Raw genomic sequence first — 18,464 nt, 5'->3', positions numbered from 1 at the left:
CCTTGGAGGCATGACCAGCAGCAGCGACCGGAGTCAGGCAGTGGACGTTCAGGAACCCAAGACCTATGAGGTGCGCACCTACGGGTGCCAGATGAACGTCCACGACTCCGAACGGCTCTCCGGGCTCCTCGAAGGCGCCGGTTACGTGCGCGCGCCCGAAGGGTCCGACGGTGACGCGGACGTCGTCGTCTTCAACACCTGCGCCGTCCGGGAGAACGCCGACAACAGGCTGTACGGCAACCTCGGCCGCCTCGCGCCGATGAAGACGAAGCGCCCCGGGATGCAGATCGCCGTCGGCGGCTGCCTGGCCCAGAAGGACCGCGACACCATCGTGAAGAAGGCGCCCTGGGTGGACGTCGTCTTCGGTACGCACAACATCGGCAAGCTGCCGGTCCTCCTGGAGCGCGCCCGCGTGCAGGAAGAGGCACAGGTCGAGATCGCCGAGTCGCTGGAGGCGTTCCCGTCCACGCTGCCGACCCGTCGCGAGAGCGCGTACGCGGCCTGGGTCTCCATCTCCGTGGGCTGCAACAACACCTGCACCTTCTGCATCGTCCCGGCGCTGCGCGGCAAGGAGAAGGACCGCAGGACCGGCGACATCCTCGCCGAGATCGAGGCACTGGTCGGCGAGGGCGTCTCCGAGATCACACTGCTCGGGCAGAACGTCAACGCGTACGGCAGCGACATCGGCGACCGCGAGGCGTTCAGCAAGCTGCTGCGGGCCTGCGGGCAGATCGAGGGCCTGGAGCGGGTCCGGTTCACCTCCCCGCACCCCCGTGACTTCACCGACGACGTCATCGCCGCCATGGCCGAGACTCCGAACGTGATGCCGCAGCTGCACATGCCGCTGCAGTCCGGTTCGGACCCGGTCCTGAAGGCGATGCGCCGGTCCTACCGGCAGGACCGCTACCTCGGGATCATCGAGAAGGTGCGCGCCGCCATTCCGCACGCCGCCATCACCACCGACATCATCGTGGGCTTCCCCGGCGAGACCGAGGAGGACTTCGAGCAGACCATGCATGTGGCGCGGGAGGCGCGCTTCTCGGCGGCGTTCACGTTCCAGTACTCCAAGCGCCCCGGTACCCCGGCCGCCACCATGGAGGACCAGATCCCCAAGGAGGTCGTCCAGGCGCGCTACGAGCGTCTCGTCGCCCTCCAGGAGCAGATTTCCTGGGACGAGAACAAGAAGCAGGTCGGCCGCACCCTGGAGCTGATGGTCGCCGAGGGCGAGGGCCGCAAGGACGGCGCCACCCACCGCCTCTCCGGCCGTGCCCCCGACAACCGTCTGGTCCACTTCACCAAGCCCGACCAGGAAGTACGCCCCGGTGACGTGGTCACCGTCGAGGTCACCTACGCCGCCCCGCACCACCTGCTCGCCGAGGGCGCCGTCCTGGACGTGCGCCGCACGCGCGCGGGGGACGCCTGGGAGAAGCGCAACGCGGCCGAGGCGCCGAAGCCCGCCGGTGTGATGCTGGGGCTGCCGAAGATCGGTGCCCCGGAGCCGCTGCCGGTCGCCACCGGCAGCGGGTGCGGCTGCGACTGACCCCGGGACGGCTGCGACTGGCCCCGGGACGGGGGGCTCCCGGACCGGCCGCGCGGGGTTACGCTGCCGATCATGCTTGTAGCCGCCGCAGTCTGCCCCTGTCCGCCGCTGCTCGTCCCCGAGGTCGCCGCCGGTGCGGCACCGGAACTGGCCGCCGCGCGCGCGGCCTGCACGGACGCTCTGGGGGTACTGGCCGCCTCGCGCCCCGACCTGCTGGTGGTCGTCGGGCCCGCCGAGCAGAGCGGGCGCGGGCCGTACCCGCAGGGGGCGCCGGGCTCGTTCCGCGGGTTCGGTGTGGACCTGGACGTACGTCTCGGGGGAGGGGCGTCGCGTGCCGGGGCGCCGGAGCGTCCGCTTCCGCCCTCGCTCGCCGTCGCCGCCTGGCTGCTGGAGCGCACAGGCTGGTCCGACGCCCCCGTCGAAGGCCTTGGGGTGGGAGAACCTCTCGAGGCCGAGCGCTGCGTCCAGGCGGGTGCGGGGATCGTCGCGCGCGCCGAGCGGGTGGCCCTGCTGGTGATGGGTGACGCCAGCGCGTGCCGGACGCTCAAGGCACCCGGCTATCTCGACGAACGCGCGGCGGGCTTCGACACGGAGGTCGCGCGGGCGCTGGGTACGGCGGACGTGGCGGCCCTGAAGGCGCTGGACGCCGAGCTGGCGTACGAACTGAAGGTCTCCGGGCGGGCCCCCTGGCAGGTCCTCGCGGGCGCGGCCGAGGGGGCGGACCTGGGCGGCGCCCTGCTGTACGAGGACGCGCCTTACGGGGTGGGGTACCTGGTGGCGGCCTGGTCCTAGGGGGCCTCGAGGTCCTAGGGGTCCTATGGGGCGTAGCGGTCCTGGGGCTCCGTCCGAGAAGGCCGTCGGCCGACAGAGCCGAGCCTTGATACAGCCGGCTGGACACGGTGGCCCGGACAGGGCGGCGCGGACACGGCGGACGGCCGGGAGCCCCGTGCGCTCCGCGGCCGTCCGCCGGTGTGTGCTGATATGTATCAATATGTGCCCGTCAGGGCGTCGGAGGCGGTGGGGGCACGTCCGGCGGCGGTGTGGCGCCGTCGGTTTCCTTGTGCGCGAGTCGGTCCATGGCGCCCTTGGCCTTGCCGGTGCCCGTCTGGATCTTGTCGCTGTACTTGCCCTTGGTCTTTTCGTCGACCACCTTCGCGGCCTTGTCGAGACCGTGCGTGACCTTGTCCCCGTGCTGTTGCGCGAGGTCCGAGACCTTGTCCTTGGCGGGTGCCAGCTTGGCTTTCAAATTGTCCAGGAGACTCATGGTCCACCTTCCCTCGCGGGACAGTTACGTGCGGGCGCTTTCGCCGGCCTCGTTGTCCGCGGCCTTTTCGGCGGTCTGCTGCTGGGGGATCTCGACGTCATCCTTGGCGGTGGTCTCCGCGGGCTCGGTCGCCGTGACCCCGCCTTCGCTCTCGGAGCCTCCCGGGCTCTCGGAGCCTACGGACTTCTCGGATGAACCCTTTGCCTCCTCCGTCACCTCCGCCTCGGGATCGGCCGTTTGTGTGTCGGCCTGCACCGCGGCGGTTGACGCCTCCTCCGTAGCCTTCGACCTTCCAAGAAGTCGTGCAAAAACGCCCATATCCACTCCATACGTTACTCGTGAGGGCGAAATTCCGCGTCACCCGGTGCGTCCCATTGCGTCGCACGGGTCACCGGCTCTCGAAAACCGGCGGCTGGAACCTCGCAACAGGCAACGACCCCGGGCCCGTGGCGTCACGTAGCTCGTTCGAGAAGAGGCCCCGAGGTTTGCGAGACTGGGGCGGTGAGTAGCGCACCCCCCGCCCCCCGTGTCATCGCCGTCGTAGGACCGACCGCCGCAGGAAAGTCCGATCTGGGCGTGTACCTCGCCCAACGGCTCGGCGGCGAGGTCGTCAACTCCGACTCCATGCAGTTGTACCGAGGGATGGACATCGGTACCGCCAAACTGACGCCGCAGGAGCGCGGCGGGATCCCGCACCACCTCCTGGACATCTGGGACGTGAGCGTCACGGCCAGCGTCGCCGAGTACCAGCGGCTCGCCCGCGCCCGCATCGACGCGCTGCTCGCCGACGGCCGCTGGCCGATCCTGGTGGGGGGCTCCGGGCTGTACGTCCGTGGGGCCGTCGACAATCTGGAGTTCCCCGGCACCGACCCCGAGGTGCGGGCCCGGCTGGAGGAGGAGCTCTCGCTGCGTGGCTCCGGTGCGCTGCACGCGCGTCTGGCCACCGCCGATCCAGAGGCCGCGCACGCGATCCTGCCCAGCAACGGCCGCCGTATCGTCCGCGCCCTCGAGGTCATCGAGATCACCGGAAAGCCCTTCACCGCCAACCTCCCCGGCCACGACTCCGTCTACGACACCCTGCAGATCGGCGTCGACGTCACGCGCCCCGAGCTCGACGACCGCATCGCGCGCCGTGTCGACCGCATGTGGGAGGCGGGGCTCGTCGACGAGGTGCGTGCGCTGGAGGCGCACGGACTGCGTGAGGGGCGTACGGCCTCGCGTGCGCTCGGGTACCAGCAGGTGCTCGCGGCGCTCGCCGGGGAGTGCACCGACGCCGAGGCGCGCGCTGAGACCGTACGCGCCACCAAACGCTTCGCGCGGCGTCAGGACTCCTGGTTCCGGCGCGATCCCCGGGTGCACTGGCTGAGCGGCGCTGCGGCGGATCTCACAGAACTCCCGCAGCTCGCCCTGGCGTTGGTCGAACGACCGGTCACAGCCTGATCACGTCATGGCATCGGGACGCTCCGGCCGCCGTCCGGGCCTTCGGCGCCGTGCCATCATCGAGCTTCGATCGACCAAGTGGAGTCCGAGTTGGGAGGGCGCGTGGCGATGGAGGCCGGCCCTCGCGACACCGCACAGGACGCGGAGCACGACACCGCGCAGGAGCAGCAGAAACCGCAGGAACGGCTGGAGCCGCTGGAACGTCAGGATTTCGTCGGAGACCGATCGGGCCCGGACGGGGACCTGCTGGGCGGCGACGGTGAGCGGCACGGTGGCGGCGGTGCTCCGCTGAGCTCCGACGGGCCCGACGAGCCTTCCGGCGGTGTGAGCGCCGACGGGCCGGCACCGGACGAGATGGTGCCGGCCGAGGTCGAGGTCGAGCTGCGCCCGCAGCGGCGACTGCGGATCTGGCAACTCGCGCCGATCGTGATGCTGGCCGCGACGGGCTCCTTGATGTTCGCCTTCCCGCTCGCCTTCGAGTTCGGTGACGGCGGTGCGGTGGTCGCCATGCTCGGCCTGCTGATCTGCTCGTGCGCCGCGGGCTGGGGCATGATGGCCGCCCGCCGGGTCGGCTACGTCTGGCCGGGCCTGCCGCCGCGGGGCACCGGCCGCCGGCTGGACTGGCGTGTCGTGCTCGCCTACGTCGTGGTGGTCGTGGCGGTGGCGGTACTCGCCGTCTGGCGCGTCGCCCGCCTCCGCTGAGGCCCGCCTTCACCTGGGTCTCCTGCCGGGACCGTGGTGTCGGACCGACCCCGTAGGATCGAGGAATGAGCACGCGGATCGCCTTCCTCAAGGGGCACGGGACCGAGAACGACTTCGTGATCGTCCCGGACCCGGAGAACGCCATCGACCTGCCCCCGACCGCCGTGGCCGCCCTGTGCGACCGCCGCGCGGGCGTCGGCGGCGACGGTCTGCTGCATGTCGTTCGGTCCGCCGCGCACCCCGAGGCCAAGGAGATGGCGGCCGAGGCGGAGTGGTTCATGGACTACCGCAACGGCGACGGCTCGGTCGCGGAGATGTGCGGCAACGGAGTGCGGGTGTTCGCGCGCTACCTCCAGCGTGCCGGACACGTGGCCGAGGGAGACATCGCGGTTGCCACGCGCGGGGGCGTGAAGCGCGTGCACCTCGCCAAGGACGGCGCCGTCACCGTCGGCATGGGCAAGGCGGCCCTCCCCGAAGGGGACGTCACCGTGAGTGTCGGCGAGCGCAGCTGGCCCGCGCGCAACGTCAATATGGGCAACCCGCACGCCGTCGCCTTCGTGGACGACCTCGCGCACGCCGGCACCCTGTTCACGCCGCCGCCGTTCGCTCCGGCCGCGGCCTACCCGGACGGGGTGAACGTCGAATTCGTGGTCGCCCGGGGGCCGCGGCACGTCGCCCTGCGCGTCCACGAGCGCGGCTCCGGGGAGACCCGGTCGTGCGGTACGGGCGCGTGCGCCGTGGCCGTCGCGGCCGCCCGCCGTGACGGAGCCGACCCGGCCGTGACGGGGACTCCGTCGACGTACACGGTCGACGTGCCCGGCGGCCGCCTTGTGATCACCGAGCGCCCGGACGGCGAGATCGAGATGACCGGCCCCGCGGTGATCGTCGCCGAAGGCGAGTTCGACGCGGAGTGGCTGGACACCGTGCAGTTCTGAACGGACGTCTTCTGAACGGACGTCCCGGGCGATGTCGTAACCCTCGTTCCTTCCAAAACCTCGCGTCCGTAAACCCCCTGAACCTTCGCTCGAATGGGTGATCCGTTTCACGCTCGGCGAGAGGCGGTCAGCCGGGCGTGGTGGGCTCGGTAGCATCAAGCACCGGCCCGGACGGGGGAATCGGGACCAACCCCTGAGCCGTGTACGCCATGGGGCACCCCGTCCGCCGGTCTACGCAGCCGGAGGTGCCCATGAGTGCGGAGGCGACGAACCCCGCGACGCCAGCCCCTGCAACGCCCTCCCCCGGACTCTCGGCCTCACCCCCACTCCCGACCTCGCTCGAGCGGGGGGACCCCCATGAGCAGGGGGTACCCTCATCGCACCGCAGGAAGAGCCGTCCTCGGATCGATCTGCGCCGCCTCGGCCGCGCCGCGCTGCTCGGCACGACGTCCCGCGACCGGCTGCCCGACGCGATCGGTCACGTGGCCGAGGCGCATCGCGCGCACCACCCCGACGCGAACATGGAACCGCTGCGCCGGGCCTACGTACTGGCGGAGTCCTCGCACCGCGGCCAGATGCGCAAGAGCGGTGAGCCGTACATCACCCACCCGCTCGCGGTCACCCTGATCCTCGCCGAACTCGGCGCGGAGACCACGACGTTGACCGCCTCCCTGCTCCACGACACCGTCGAGGACACGGAAGTGACGCTGGATCAGGTACGCGAGGAGTTCGGCGACGAGGTCTGCTATCTCGTCGACGGCGTCACCAAGCTGGAAAAGGTGGACTACGGGGCGGCCGCCGAGCCCGAGACGTTCCGCAAGATGCTCGTCGCCACCGGCAACGACGTCCGCGTGATGTCGATCAAACTCGCCGACCGGCTGCACAACATGCGCACGCTCGGCGTCATGCGCCCCGAGAAACAGGCGCGCATCGCCAAGGTCACCAGGGACGTGCTGATCCCGCTCGCCGAACGGCTCGGCGTCCAGGCGCTCAAGACCGAGCTGGAGGACCTCGTCTTCGCGATCCTGCATCCCGAGGAGTACGAGCACACCAGGGAACTGATCGTCGACAACGCCTCGCGCGCGAGCGACCCGCTCGCCGAGATCGCCGAGGAGGTACGCACGGTCCTGCGCGAGGCCGGTATCCCGGCCGAAGTCCTCATCAGGCCACGGCACTTCGTCTCCGTGCATCGCGTGTCACGCAAACGCGGACCCATGCGCGGCGCCGACTTCGGACGTCTCCTGGTGCTCGTGAACGAGGACGCGGACTGCTACGGGGTCCTCGGTGAACTGCACACCTGTCTCACCCCGGTCGTCTCGGAGTTCAAGGACTTCATCGCGGTCCCCAAGTTCAACCTGTACCAGTCGCTGCACACGGCCGTCGCGAGCGGCGACGGCGAGATCGCCGAAGTCCTCATCCGCACCCACCAGATGCACAAGGTCGCCGAGGCCGGGGTCATCGCGCTCGGCAATCCCTACGCTCCTCCTTCGGAGGAGCAGTCGGACGAGCAGTCCGAGGGCCGGCCGGGCGTCGGCGGACGCCCTGTGGACGGCGAGCGGGTGGACCCCACCCGCCCCGGCTGGCTCTCCCGGCTCCTCGACTGGCAGGAGGGCGCCCCGGACCCGGACACGTTCTGGTCCACGCTGCGCGAAGACCTCGCCCAGGACCGCGAGATCACCGTCTTCCGCGCCGACGGCGGCTCGTTGGGCCTTCCGGAGGGCGCCAGTTGTGTGGACGCCGCCTACGCGCAGTACGGCGAGGACGCGCACGCCTGCATCGGCGCCCGCGTCAACGGCCGCCTGGCGACGCTCAGTACGGTCCTGAAGGACGGCGACACCGTGCAGCTCCTCATGGGCCAGGACCCCGCCTCGGAGCCCTCCAGAGAGTGGCTGAAGCACGCGCACACGCCCGCCGCGCGGATCGCCATCCAGCGCTGGCTGGCCGCACACCCCTCACCCGTCACCACGGAGGACCCGGCGACCCGGGAAGCCCCGGAAACCACCGAGACCCCGGCCGCGGCCGGCAGACCGTCCGTCGAGACACCCACGACCCGCCCCACGGACGGGTCCGCCGCCCGCACCGACGCCCCCGCCGCCGCGAACGCCGTCGTCGACCAGCCCGGCGCCTCCGTACGCCTCGCGGGCTGCTGTACGCCCGTACCGCCCGACGAGGTGACCGGCTTCGCCGTACGCGGGGGAGTGGTGACGGTCCACCGCGTGGAGTGCGCCGGAGTGGCGCGCATGAAGAGCTCGGGGCGCGCGGAGGTGGAAGTGCGCTGGGGCGACACCACCGAGTGCCGGGTCACCCTGGTCGCCGAGTCCTTCGGACGCCCGCATCTGCTCGCCGACCTCACCGAAGCCATCGCCCTGGAGGGCGTCGCGATCGTCTCGGCGAACGTCGAACCCCCCAGCCAGCAGCGCGTACGCCACACGTACACACTGCAACTCCCGGACGCGGCCCACCTTCCCGGGCTGATGCGCGCGATGCGCAACGTGCCGGGGGTGTACGACGTGAGCCGGGCGCAGCACGCGGCGGCTGCCACGCAGTAGCACCCGATCGAGTGGGCCCGGCGCGAGTCGTCGCCGCGGGGCCGGTGCGCGCTGGTAGCCGTGGTCCATGCTGCTCACCCCCCGCACCAGGAACCGTCGTATCCAGGGGGCGCTCCTCGCCTCCGCCGTCTCGGTCTGTCTCGTCGCCGCGAGCGCCCCGTCCCCGGCCACGCCCCTCGGCATCGGTGACCGTCTCTTCCCGTACCTGGGCAATCCCGGATACGACGTCAAGTCGTACGACCTCTCCTTCACCTACCCCGGCGTCAACGACAAGCCGCTGGCGGCCGTCACCACGATCGACGCCGTGACGTCCGAGCGGCTCGAGCGCGTCAATCTGGACTACACGCACGGCAAGGTGGAGTCGGTCGAGGTCAACGGCGAGCCGGCGACGTTCACGAACGCCGGGGAGGACCTGGTGGTGACGCCCGGGCAGCCGGTGCCCGCGGGCGGCTGGATGCGGATCACCGTGCGGCACTCGAGCGATCCGGTCACCACCGGGAACGGGGACGGCGGCTGGGTGCGGACGAAGGACGGCCTCGCCATGGCCAACCAGGCCGACGCCGGGCACATGGTCTTCCCGTGCAACGACCACCCCTCGGACAAGGCGATGTTCACCATTCACGTCACCGCGCCCGACGGGTACACCGCCGTGGCCAACGGCCTGCCCACCGGGGTCGACCGGGCCGGCAAGTCCACCACGTGGACGTACCGCACCGCGCACCCCATGGCCACGGAACTCACTCAGGTGTCCATCGGCCGCTCCAGCGTGCTGCACCGGGAGGGTCCGCACGGCCTGCCGGTCCGTGACGTCGTGCCCACCAAGGACCGCGAGCTGCTCGAACCGTGGCTCAAGAAGACGCCCGACCAGATCGCCTGGATGGAGAGCAAGGTCGGCCCGTACCCCTTCGAGACCTACGGGCTGCTGATGGCCCAGGCGCAGACCGGCTTCGAACTGGAGACGCAGACGCTCTCCCTCTTCGAGAGAGAGCTCTTCGCGGAGCCCGCGCTGCCCAAGTGGTACGTCGAGTCGATCATGGTGCACGAGCTGTCGCACCAGTGGTTCGGCGACAGCGTCAGCCCCCGCGTCTGGTCCGACCTGTGGCTCAACGAGGGACACGCGACCTGGTACGAGGCCCTGTACGCCGAGGAGAAGGCGGACAAGCCCATGGAGACCCGCATGAAGGCGGCCTACCGCGCCTCCGACTCCTGGCGGGCCGCCGGGGGGCCGCCCGCGGCGCCCAAGGAGCCCGCCCCGGGACAGAAGATCAGCATCTTCCGGCCGAGCGTCTACGACGGGGCCGCGCTCGCCCTGTACGCGCTGCGCCAGGAGATCGGACACTCCACCTTCGAGCGCCTGGAACGCACCTGGGTCGCCCTTCACCGGGACGGCACGGCCACCACCGCCGACTTCGAGCGGCTCGCTTCCGACCTCGCGAACCGCGACCTGAGCGGGTTCTTCCGAGCCTGGCTCTACGACACGAAGACGCCGCCGATGCCTGGGCACCCGGACTGGAAGAGCGACGCCCCGAAGGCACGCAAGGGCGCCTGAGAACTCGGATGACGAGACGGGACGTGCCGTGCGACCATCATCGGGTCGGCGGCGCGGCCCCGCGAAGGGTTGGCCCGGCGGAATCCGGGAATCTCCCGGTGGTCCCGGACGTTGTTCCTTGTGACGGGCGGTGTCCGTCGCCGAACAGGCTTCACCAGTGACGCCATCGATACCACCAGTGACGTATCGGTGTCCCCATCGACGTAAGGATCCAATGACCTCCTCTTCTTCCCCTTCCCAGGACGCGCAGAGCCTCGCGCAGAACTACCCCGAAGGTCTTCGGGCCGATGCCCTGATGGAAGAGGACGTCGCCTGGAGCCACGAGATCGACGGAGAGCGGGACGGCGAACAGTTCGATCGCTCCGAGCGCGCGGCCCTGCGCCGTGTGGCGGGCCTGTCCACCGAGCTCGAGGACGTCACCGAGGTCGAGTACCGACAGCTCCGTCTGGAGCGCGTCGTCCTCGTCGGTGTGTGGACCACGGGAACCATTCAGGACGCGGACAACTCGCTCGCCGAGCTGGCAGCCCTCGCGGAGACCGCGGGCGCGCTCGTGCTCGACGGCGTCGTCCAGCGCCGTGACAAGCCCGACGCGGCCACGTACATCGGATCCGGCAAGGCCAACGAGCTGCGGGACATCGTCCTGGAGACCGGCGCCGACACCGTGATCTGCGACGGTGAGCTGAGCCCCGGCCAGCTGATCCACCTCGAGGACGTCGTCAAGGTCAAGGTCATCGACCGTACGGCCCTGATCCTCGACATCTTCGCCCAGCACGCCAAGTCCCGAGAGGGCAAGGCGCAGGTCGCGCTCGCGCAGATGCAGTACATGCTGCCGAGGCTGCGCGGCTGGGGTCAGTCGCTGTCCCGTCAGATGGGCGGCGGCAAGGGCGGCGGCCTCGCCACCCGTGGTCCCGGTGAGACCAAGATCGAGACGGACCGGCGTCGTATCCGCGAGAAGATGGCGAAGATGCGCCGGGAGATCGCGGACATGAAGACCGGCCGCGAGATCAAGCGCCAGGAGCGCCGCAGGAACAAGGTGCCCTCGGTCGCCATCGCCGGCTACACCAACGCGGGCAAGTCCTCGCTGCTCAACCGCCTCACGGGCGCGGGCGTCCTCGTCGAGAACGCGCTGTTCGCGACCCTCGACCCGACCGTGCGCCGGGCCGAGACCCCGAGCGGGCGGCTGTACACCCTGGCCGACACGGTCGGGTTCGTACGCCACCTGCCGCACCACCTCGTCGAGGCGTTCCGCTCCACGATGGAGGAGGTCGGCGACTCCGACCTGATCCTGCACGTGGTGGACGGCTCGCACCCGGCGCCGGAGGAGCAGCTGGCCGCCGTGCGCGAGGTCATCCGCGACGTCGGCGCGACCGACGTGCCCGAGATCGTGGTGATCAACAAGGCGGACGCCGCCGACCCGCTGGTCCTCCAGCGGCTGATGCGGATCGAGAAGCGTTCCATCGCGGTCTCGGCCCGCACCGGGATGAACATCGACCAGCTGCTCGCGCTCATCGACAACGAGCTGCCCCGCCCCTCGGTCGAGATCGAGGCGCTCGTGCCGTACACGCACGGCAGGCTGGTCGCGCGCGCCCACACCGAGGGCGAGGTGATCTCCGAGGAGCACACCCCGGAGGGCACCCTGCTCAAGGTGCGGGTGCACGAGGAACTGGCGGCCGACCTCGCGCCGTACGTTCCGGCGCCCGTCGCGCTCTAGACGCCCGCTCCCGCAGGGACGACGTACGAAGGCCCGCAACCTCTCGCAGGGTGCGGGCCTTCGCCGTGGCCGGGTGAGCGCGGCGCCTACCGTCCGCCGAACCGCTTGCTCATGTTCTCGTAGAGCGCCTGCGCGCCCTTGCCGAGCTGGGGTCCCGCGAGCCAGGTGTTGTCGGCCGGGCCGATCGAGGTGTTCGAGACCAGCTCGGTCCTGCCGCCGACGACCCGGAACCAGCCGCCGCCGGAGGAACCGCCGGTCATCGTGCAGCCGATGCGATACATCGTCGGCAGGCTCGGGCTCAGCGACAGCCGCCCCGGCCGGTCCACGCACTTGAACATCTTCAGACCGCTGTACGGCGGCGCGGCCGGGTAACCCCACGCGCCCATGGTGCTGACGTCCCGGGCGGAGGGCGCCGAGAAGTCCACGTCCAGCGCGTTGCCGACCGTCTCCTCCAGGGACTTCGAGCCCTGCGCCGGCTTCACGTGCAGGAGCGCGTAGTCGTACGGGGCGCCCGTGCCGCCCGTCTCGTCGCCGCCCGCGATCCACTCGTTCGAGGTGGAGGCCCAGTCGGCCCACCACTCGCCGTACGGGGCGATCTGCGCGGCGGAGGCGTTCCTCAGCTCGGACTCCGACCTGCCCTGGTCGTTGTACGCGGGTACGAAGGCGATGTTGCGGTACCAGCCGCCCTTGCCCCCGGCGTGCACACAGTGGCCCGCCGTCCACACCAGGTTGGACTTGCCCGGGTGGTTGACGTCCTTGACGACGGTCCCGGAGCAGACCATCGAGCCCTTGGGGGAGTCGAAGAAGACCTTCCCGACCGGGGCGCCGTGGTCGTGGTACGGGGTCTTCTCCGCCGTGGCCTCGACCGGCGCCGGATCCGGGTCGCTGACGCCCTGGTCGGCCGCCGCGTCCTTCGCCGAGATCGTCTTGTCCGGGTCCTTGGCGGACTTCATGCGCTCGGGCTTCCAGAGCCCCGCGATCACCGGGTTGACGAAATCCTTGGCCTCACTGAGCCACTTGTCCTTGTCCCAGTTCTTCCAGCCGCCGTTCTTCCACTGGTCGACGTCGATGCCGTGCTCTTTGAGCTTGCTCTTGATGTCGTCCGGGATCCTGATCTTGTCGTCGCCGTTCTGCGACGAGGAGGCGCTGGACCCGCTCGCCTTGTCGTCGCCCGAGTTGCAGGCGGTGGCGGTGAGCGCCAGGGCGGCGGCGAGGCCGGTGGCGATGAGAACGCGGCGCTGGCCGCGCCCACGTACGGAACGCATGCTGGTGTAACCCCCGTTGAAGTGCTGACACCTCACTATGCCCGGGCACTTGGGGGCGAACGGCGGTGGAGTGGTGAAGGTTTCTGTGCGCCACCCCACCGCCGCCCGTGCGGTCCGTGTGCGATTCCTGTCAGGCCTGTCAGGTCTGTCGGGTCACTGGCCCGCGCATCGTCGTCTCACCGGCCCGTTGTCCCACTGGCGCCTTGTCTCACCGGCCCTTTGTCTCACTGGCTCGCGAACTTCTTGCTCACCGAGTCGTACACACCCTTGGCGACCGCACCCAGGTGGGGACCCGCCAGCCAGCCGGCGCTGACCGGGCCGATCGAGGTGTTGGACACCAGGGCGGGCTTGCCGTCCGCCCCGGTCGCCACCCAGCCGCCGCCGGACGAACCACCGGTCATGGTGCATCCGATGCGGTACATCGTCGGGTCCGCCTTGGCGATCGACAGACGGCCGGGCCTGTCGGTGCACTGGTACAGCTTCTGCCCGTCGAACGGCGCCGCCGCCGGGTAACCAGTCGCCGTGATGCTCGCGACCTTGGGTACGGCCGGAGCGTTGAAGTTCACCGGGAGCGCCGAACCTACCGTCTCCTCTAGGGACTTGCCGTTGCTGCCCTTCTCCGGCGTCACATGCAGGACCGCGTAGTCGTACGAAGCGCCCTGGCCGCCGGTGGAGCCGCCCTGGGCGATCCACTGGTCCGAGGTCTGCGCCCAGTCGCTCCACCAGACACCGTACGGAGCGACCTCCGTCCGCGCGGCGTTCTGCAGCTGGGCGGACGTCTTGCCGGCGTTGTTGTAGGAGGGCACGAAGGCGATGTTGCGGTACCAGCCGCCCTTCTTGCCGGCGTGCACACAGTGGCCCGCGGTCCACACGAGGTTCGACTTGCCCGGGTGCGCGGGGTCCTCGACCACGGTCGCCGAGCAGACCATCGTGCCCTCGGGAGAGTCGAAGAACACCTTGCCCGCCTCGGGCACGCTGTCGTGGTAGGCGGCGCTCACGGCCTTCGCCGCCACGGGCGCCGGAGTGGCGTCGGTGACGCCTTGGTCACCGGAGAGGTCGTTCTCGTCGACGCCCTTGTTCTTGTCCGGGTCGTCGGCGCCGCGCATCCGGTCCGGGTCCCACAGCCCCTTGATGATGGGGTTGACGAAGTCGTTGGCCTCGCGCAGCCAGTCGTCCTTGTTCCAGTTCTTCCAGGCGCCGTTCTTCCACTTGTCGATGTCGATCCCGTGCTCTTTGAGCTTGTTCTTGATGTCGTCCGGGATCTTGATCTTGTCGTCGCCGCTCTGGGACGCCGACGCGCCGGCCTGGCCGCTCGCGTTGCTGTCGCCCGAGTCGCAGCCGGTGGCGGTCAGCGCCAGTACCGCCGTCAGGCCGACGGCGGCCAGTACGGGGGAGGTTCCGCGGCGCGCGCTCCTCCCTCGACGAGCGGCGAAGGGCGGGCGTATGGATCGCATGGTGTAACTCCCCCTGGACGTAAGAGAACCTGTCAGGATCCGCCGATCCGGAGTCCCTCGGTACGGGACACAGGTGCATCGTTCGGTGTCTCTGAACGGCACCACACACTATGCGCTCGCTGTGGGGGACATCCCACGGAACGGCAACGGTTCCGTCACGGCAAGGATCTTCGACTCACCCGCTTCCCCGAGCCGGTCGCGTCGTTGGTACGTACGGGGGACCTGCCGCCTGCGCTCGGAGGCCCCTGCCAACTCGCCTCTGAACAGCGGGAGGACCTGAAGTCGTGGCCGTGACCGAGTCTGCGGTGGTACCGGTGGGGCGCGAGCCCGAGGAGTCGCGGGAGAGGGTGCCCGGAGTGTCCGAGGGGGCGCGCGCGGCGCACGAGGGGATTCTGCGGCGTCAGTCGGCGCGCGAGTCGGCGGCCCGCACCTACGCGCGCGCCCTGCCGATCGTCCCCGTGCGGGCGCGGGGGCTGACCATCGAGGGCGCGGACGGGCGCCGTTACCTCGACTGTCTCTCCGGCGCCGGCACCCTGGCCCTGGGACACAACCACCCGGTGGTCCTGGAAGCGATCAGAAAAGTCCTCGACTCCGGGGCGCCACTGCACGTCCTCGACCTGGCCACACCCGTCAAGGACGCCTTCACCACCGAGCTGTTCCGCACGCTGCCCCCGGAGTTCGCCGCCCGCGCGCGGGTGCAGTTCTGCGGACCCGCCGGGACGGACGCCGTCGAGGCCGCGTTCAAACTGGTGCGCGCGGCGACCGGACGCACCGGAATGCTCGCGTTCACCGGTGCCTATCACGGGATGACCGCGGGGGCGCTCGAAGCATCCGGGGGCGCGACCGAGGTACGAGTCGCGCGCCTGCCCTACCCCCAGGACTACCGCTGCCCGTTCGGCATCGGCGGTGAGCGGGGTGCCGAACTCGCCGCGCGCTGGACCGAGTCCCTGCTCGACGACACCAAGTCCGGCGTGCCACGTCCTGCCGGGATGATCCTCGAACCCGTCCAGGGCGAGGGCGGGGTGATTCCCGCGCCCGACGACTGGATGCGCCGGATGCGCGAGATCACCGCGGCGCGCTCCATTCCCCTGATCGCGGACGAGGTCCAGACCGGCGTCGGGCGCACCGGAGCCTTCTGGGCCGTGGAACACAGCGGGATCACCCCGGACGTGATGGTCCTGTCCAAGGCCATCGGAGGCAGTCTGCCGCTGGCCGTCGTCGTCTACCGCGACGACCTCGACGTCTGGCAACCGGGCGCCCACGCGGGCACGTTCCGCGGCAACCAGCTGGCCATGGCCGCGGGCACGGCGACCCTCGCGTACGTCCGCGAGAACGGACTGGCCGAGCGCGCGGCGACCCTGGGCTCCCGCATGCTCACTCAACTCCGCGGACTCGCCCACGAGTTCCCCTGCATCGGTGACGTACGGGGCCGCGGGCTGATGATCGGCGTCGAACTGGTGGATCCCGAGACAGCCCCGGACACCACCACCGACGGCCCTCGGCCCGCCGCCCCCGAACGTGCCGCCGCCGTGCAGCGCGAGTGCCTGCGCCGCGGTCTGATCGTGGAACTGGGCGGGCGCCGCGCCAGTGTGGTGCGACTCCTCCCGCCCTTGACGATCAGCGACGAACAGGCGACCGCGGTGCTCGATCGACTGGCGGACGCGGTGGCGGCGGTGGCGACGGCGGCGGGCGCGGGACTGGACGGGTCGGCCGGACACGGTCGGGGTTCCGCGTCCGGTGAGCACGCCGGATAGGACCTGCAACCGCCGCGGGCGGCCCGTATTGAGGTCCCCTCGACGGGCCCCCGCGCCCGGTCGGGACGCAGACCTCACTCGGACCACCGCACTCCGACCACCCCACTCGGATCCCTCATTCGAACCCCCTTCGACCAGGACCACCCTCCGCCCACCCGGACCGACCAGGAACGCCCCACGCCCCAAGCACGCCAGTACCGCCCGGGTTCGTCGCCGCACGAGCCTGAACGACCCCGAGGAACTCTCTTGAACGCCACCCCCGCATCCGACGGCCGTCCCGACACCCACGAGCGAGCGGCCTGTGGCACGCAGACCCCGCCGGCTCTGGGAGCCGACGCGGTACCCCGGCAGATGGGAGGGGCCCGGGAGACCGAGCGGCTGCGCGGCGCCACCGCCGACCCGCTGGAGCACCCCGCCGCCCACACCGCGGCCCAGGCGGCGGCGGTCGAGAACCTGTTGCGCTGCTGGGTACGGGAGAACAACCTGCCCGCCCCCACCGACGGCACCCTCCGCATCCCCCTCCCGGCCAGCGGCACCTCCCTCCTGACGCCGGTCCACCACTGGTCCCCGACCGGCTGGCACCGCTTCGGCCTCCCGCACCTCGCCGACGCCCTCGAGGGAGCACCGCCCGCCGACGCCGTCACCGTGGCGGCCCTGCTCGCGCGCCAGGCGGCGACGGGCGACGCAACGACGAGCGCGGCCGAGGTGACGTCGAAGCCCGTCTCCGAAACCGGTCTCGCCGGGGACGGTGCCGACCTGGTCGGCCGGGTCGCCGACTCGGTGCGGCGGACCGTCGTGTTCATCAACGACCGCAGGGAACGGCCCGCCGACACCCCCGACTTCTTCCTCGCCGCCGAACAAGCACTGGTGCTGGGGCACCCGTGGCACCCCACCCCGAAGAGCCGGGAAGGGCTCTCCGAGACCGAGGCGCGGCTGTACTCACCCGAGTTGCGCGGCTCCTTCCCGCTGCACTGGATGGCGGTCGCCCCCGCGATCCTGGCGGCCGACTCGGCGTGGACGGAGCGCGGCCGGCCCGTCCCCGCGCAGCAGCTCACCGCGCGGCTGGCCGGCGCCGGGCTGTCCCTGCCCGACGGGTACGCCGCCCTGCCGCTGCACCCCTGGCAGCTGGCCGACGTCCGGCACCGGCCCGAGACCGCGGCCCTGCTCGACGCCGGACTGCTCCAGGACCTCGGCCCGCACGGCTCCGCCTGGCACCCGACCTCCTCCGTCCGCACCCTCTACCGCTCCGGCACCCCCGCGATGCTCAAGCTGTCGCTGGGTCTGCGCATCACCAACTCCCGCCGTGAGAACCTCCGCAAGGAGCTCCACCGCGGCGTGGAGGTCCACCGTCTGCTGCGCAGCGGCCTGTCCAAGCAGTGGCAGTCCGCCCACCCGGGCTTCGACATCGTCCGCGACCCGGCCTGGCTCGCCGTCAACGCCCCGGACGGCACCCCCCTGGCCGGGCTCGACGTGATGATCCGCCACAACCCGTTCGGGCCGACCGACGACGCCGGCTGTGTCGCGGGGCTCGTCTCTCCCCGGCCCCACGCGCGACCCGGCGCCCGCAGCGGGTCCGAGGACCGGCCCGTGATGCGATCCCGGCTCGCCGAGATCGTCACCCGCCTCGCCGGACGCACCAGCAGGCCCCGTGGCGCCGTCGCCGCCGAGTGGTTCCTGCGCTACCTGGAGCACGTCGTACGCCCCGTGCTCTGGCTCGACAGCGAGGCGGGGATCGCGCTGGAAGCACACCAGCAGAACACCCTGCTCCTGCTGGACCCCGAGGGCTGGCCCACGGGCGGCCGCTACCGCGACAACCAGGGCTACTACTTCCGCGCGTCCCGGCGCGCCGAACTGGAGGCCCGGCTGCCCGGCATCGGCGAACGCAGCGACACCTTCGTCTCCGACGAGGTCACCGACGAACGCTTCGCCTACTACCTGGCGATCAACAACGTGCTCGGCCTCATCGGCGCGTTCGGCTCCCAGCACCTCGCCGACGAACAACTGCTGCTCGCCGCCTTCCGCCGCTTCCTCACCGACGTGGCCCGCGGCCCGGCCCGACTGCGTACGCCCCTGCCCGCCCACCTCCTCGACTCGCCCGTCCTGCGCTGCAAGGCCAACCTGCTGACCCGGCTGCACGGCCTCGACGAACTCGTCGGCCCGGTCGACACCCAGTCCGTCTACGTCACCCTCGCCAACCCGCTCCATTCCTGACGAAGCCGCCCTCGCCGACCCGCTGTCAGCCCTGACGAAGCCGCCCTCGCCGACCCCCTGCCAGTCCTGACGAAGTCATCCTCGCCAACT

General features: G+C 71.0%; 14 protein-coding genes. 10 read left to right on the top strand and 4 right to left on the bottom strand.

Annotation, left to right across the window (positions count from 1 at the left end; translation table 11 throughout):
- Positions 1 to 10 precede the first annotated feature (10 nt).
- Positions 11 to 1,540 (top strand): tRNA (N6-isopentenyl adenosine(37)-C2)-methylthiotransferase MiaB, encoded by a 1,530-nt coding sequence (gene miaB / locus ACZ7M2_RS43735; RefSeq protein WP_471600043.1) that lies wholly within the window; start codon positions 11 to 13, stop codon positions 1,538 to 1,540.
- 72 nt (positions 1,541 to 1,612) lie between these two features.
- On the top strand, positions 1,613 to 2,332 hold the full coding sequence (locus ACZ7M2_RS43730; RefSeq protein ID WP_471600042.1) for a class III extradiol dioxygenase subunit B-like domain-containing protein: 720 nt from the start codon (positions 1,613 to 1,615) through the stop codon (positions 2,330 to 2,332).
- A 208-nt stretch (positions 2,333 to 2,540) separates the two neighbouring features.
- Here ACZ7M2_RS43730 and ACZ7M2_RS43725 read toward each other — a convergent pair whose 3' ends face one another.
- Together ACZ7M2_RS43725 and ACZ7M2_RS43720 are read right to left on the bottom strand one after the other, a co-directional pair.
- Positions 2,541 to 2,804 carry an antitoxin gene (locus ACZ7M2_RS43725; RefSeq protein ID WP_054229864.1) on the bottom strand — a complete coding sequence of 88 codons (264 nt, stop codon included), beginning with the start codon at positions 2,802 to 2,804 and terminating at the stop codon, positions 2,541 to 2,543.
- Positions 2,805 to 2,828: 24 nt separating this feature from the next.
- The gene (locus ACZ7M2_RS43720) at positions 2,829 to 3,122 is read right to left on the bottom strand and encodes a hypothetical protein (protein ID WP_471600041.1); all 294 of its coding nucleotides are present in this window, start codon (positions 3,120 to 3,122) and stop codon (positions 2,829 to 2,831) included.
- Positions 3,123 to 3,305: 183 nt separating this feature from the next.
- Here ACZ7M2_RS43720 and miaA point away from each other — a divergent pair, with 183 nt between their 5' ends.
- From miaA to hflX, 6 genes are all read left to right on the top strand, one after another.
- Positions 3,306 to 4,244, top strand: a complete 939-nt coding sequence (gene miaA, locus ACZ7M2_RS43715; RefSeq protein WP_471600040.1) for a tRNA (adenosine(37)-N6)-dimethylallyltransferase MiaA — start codon at positions 3,306 to 3,308, stop codon at positions 4,242 to 4,244.
- Between the two features lie 108 nt (positions 4,245 to 4,352).
- The gene (locus tag ACZ7M2_RS43710; RefSeq protein WP_471600077.1) at positions 4,353 to 4,946 is read left to right on the top strand and encodes a hypothetical protein; all 594 of its coding nucleotides are present in this window, start codon (positions 4,353 to 4,355) and stop codon (positions 4,944 to 4,946) included.
- Between the two features lie 65 nt (positions 4,947 to 5,011).
- The gene (dapF, locus tag ACZ7M2_RS43705; RefSeq protein WP_471600039.1) at positions 5,012 to 5,881 is read left to right on the top strand and encodes a diaminopimelate epimerase; all 870 of its coding nucleotides are present in this window, start codon (positions 5,012 to 5,014) and stop codon (positions 5,879 to 5,881) included.
- 251 nt (positions 5,882 to 6,132) lie between these two features.
- Complete coding sequence (locus tag ACZ7M2_RS43700) at positions 6,133 to 8,430, top strand: RelA/SpoT family protein (RefSeq protein ID WP_471600038.1); 2,298 nt, start codon at positions 6,133 to 6,135, stop codon at positions 8,428 to 8,430.
- Positions 8,431 to 8,497: 67 nt separating this feature from the next.
- Positions 8,498 to 9,979, top strand: coding sequence for a M1 family metallopeptidase (locus ACZ7M2_RS43695; RefSeq protein ID WP_471600037.1), 1,482 nt, complete (start codon positions 8,498 to 8,500; stop codon positions 9,977 to 9,979).
- Positions 9,980 to 10,193: 214 nt separating this feature from the next.
- Positions 10,194 to 11,690, top strand: a complete 1,497-nt coding sequence (hflX, locus tag ACZ7M2_RS43690) for a GTPase HflX (protein WP_352051046.1) — start codon at positions 10,194 to 10,196, stop codon at positions 11,688 to 11,690.
- Positions 11,691 to 11,776: 86 nt separating this feature from the next.
- On the opposite strand, the gene ACZ7M2_RS43685 is transcribed toward hflX, so the two are convergent.
- Together ACZ7M2_RS43685 and ACZ7M2_RS43680 are read right to left on the bottom strand one after the other, a co-directional pair.
- Positions 11,777 to 12,955, bottom strand: coding sequence for a trypsin-like serine peptidase (locus tag ACZ7M2_RS43685; RefSeq protein ID WP_471600036.1), 1,179 nt, complete (start codon positions 12,953 to 12,955; stop codon positions 11,777 to 11,779).
- Positions 12,956 to 13,179: 224 nt separating this feature from the next.
- Complete coding sequence (locus tag ACZ7M2_RS43680) at positions 13,180 to 14,409, bottom strand: trypsin-like serine peptidase (protein ID WP_471600035.1); 1,230 nt, start codon at positions 14,407 to 14,409, stop codon at positions 13,180 to 13,182.
- Positions 14,410 to 14,693: 284 nt separating this feature from the next.
- On the opposite strand from ACZ7M2_RS43680, the gene ACZ7M2_RS43675 reads away from it, so the two are divergent.
- Positions 14,694 to 16,163, top strand: a complete 1,470-nt coding sequence (locus ACZ7M2_RS43675) for a diaminobutyrate--2-oxoglutarate transaminase family protein (protein ID WP_471600034.1) — start codon at positions 14,694 to 14,696, stop codon at positions 16,161 to 16,163.
- Positions 16,164 to 16,409: 246 nt separating this feature from the next.
- On the top strand, positions 16,410 to 18,374 hold the full coding sequence (locus ACZ7M2_RS43670) for an IucA/IucC family protein (protein WP_471600033.1): 1,965 nt from the start codon (positions 16,410 to 16,412) through the stop codon (positions 18,372 to 18,374).
- The last annotated feature ends 90 nt before the right edge of the window (positions 18,375 to 18,464 follow it).

This window comes from Streptomyces sp. NPDC111507, from assembly GCF_055638955.1.
The sequence above is the reverse complement of the archived record's forward strand: the minus strand, read 5'-3'. Positions and strand labels throughout refer to the sequence as shown.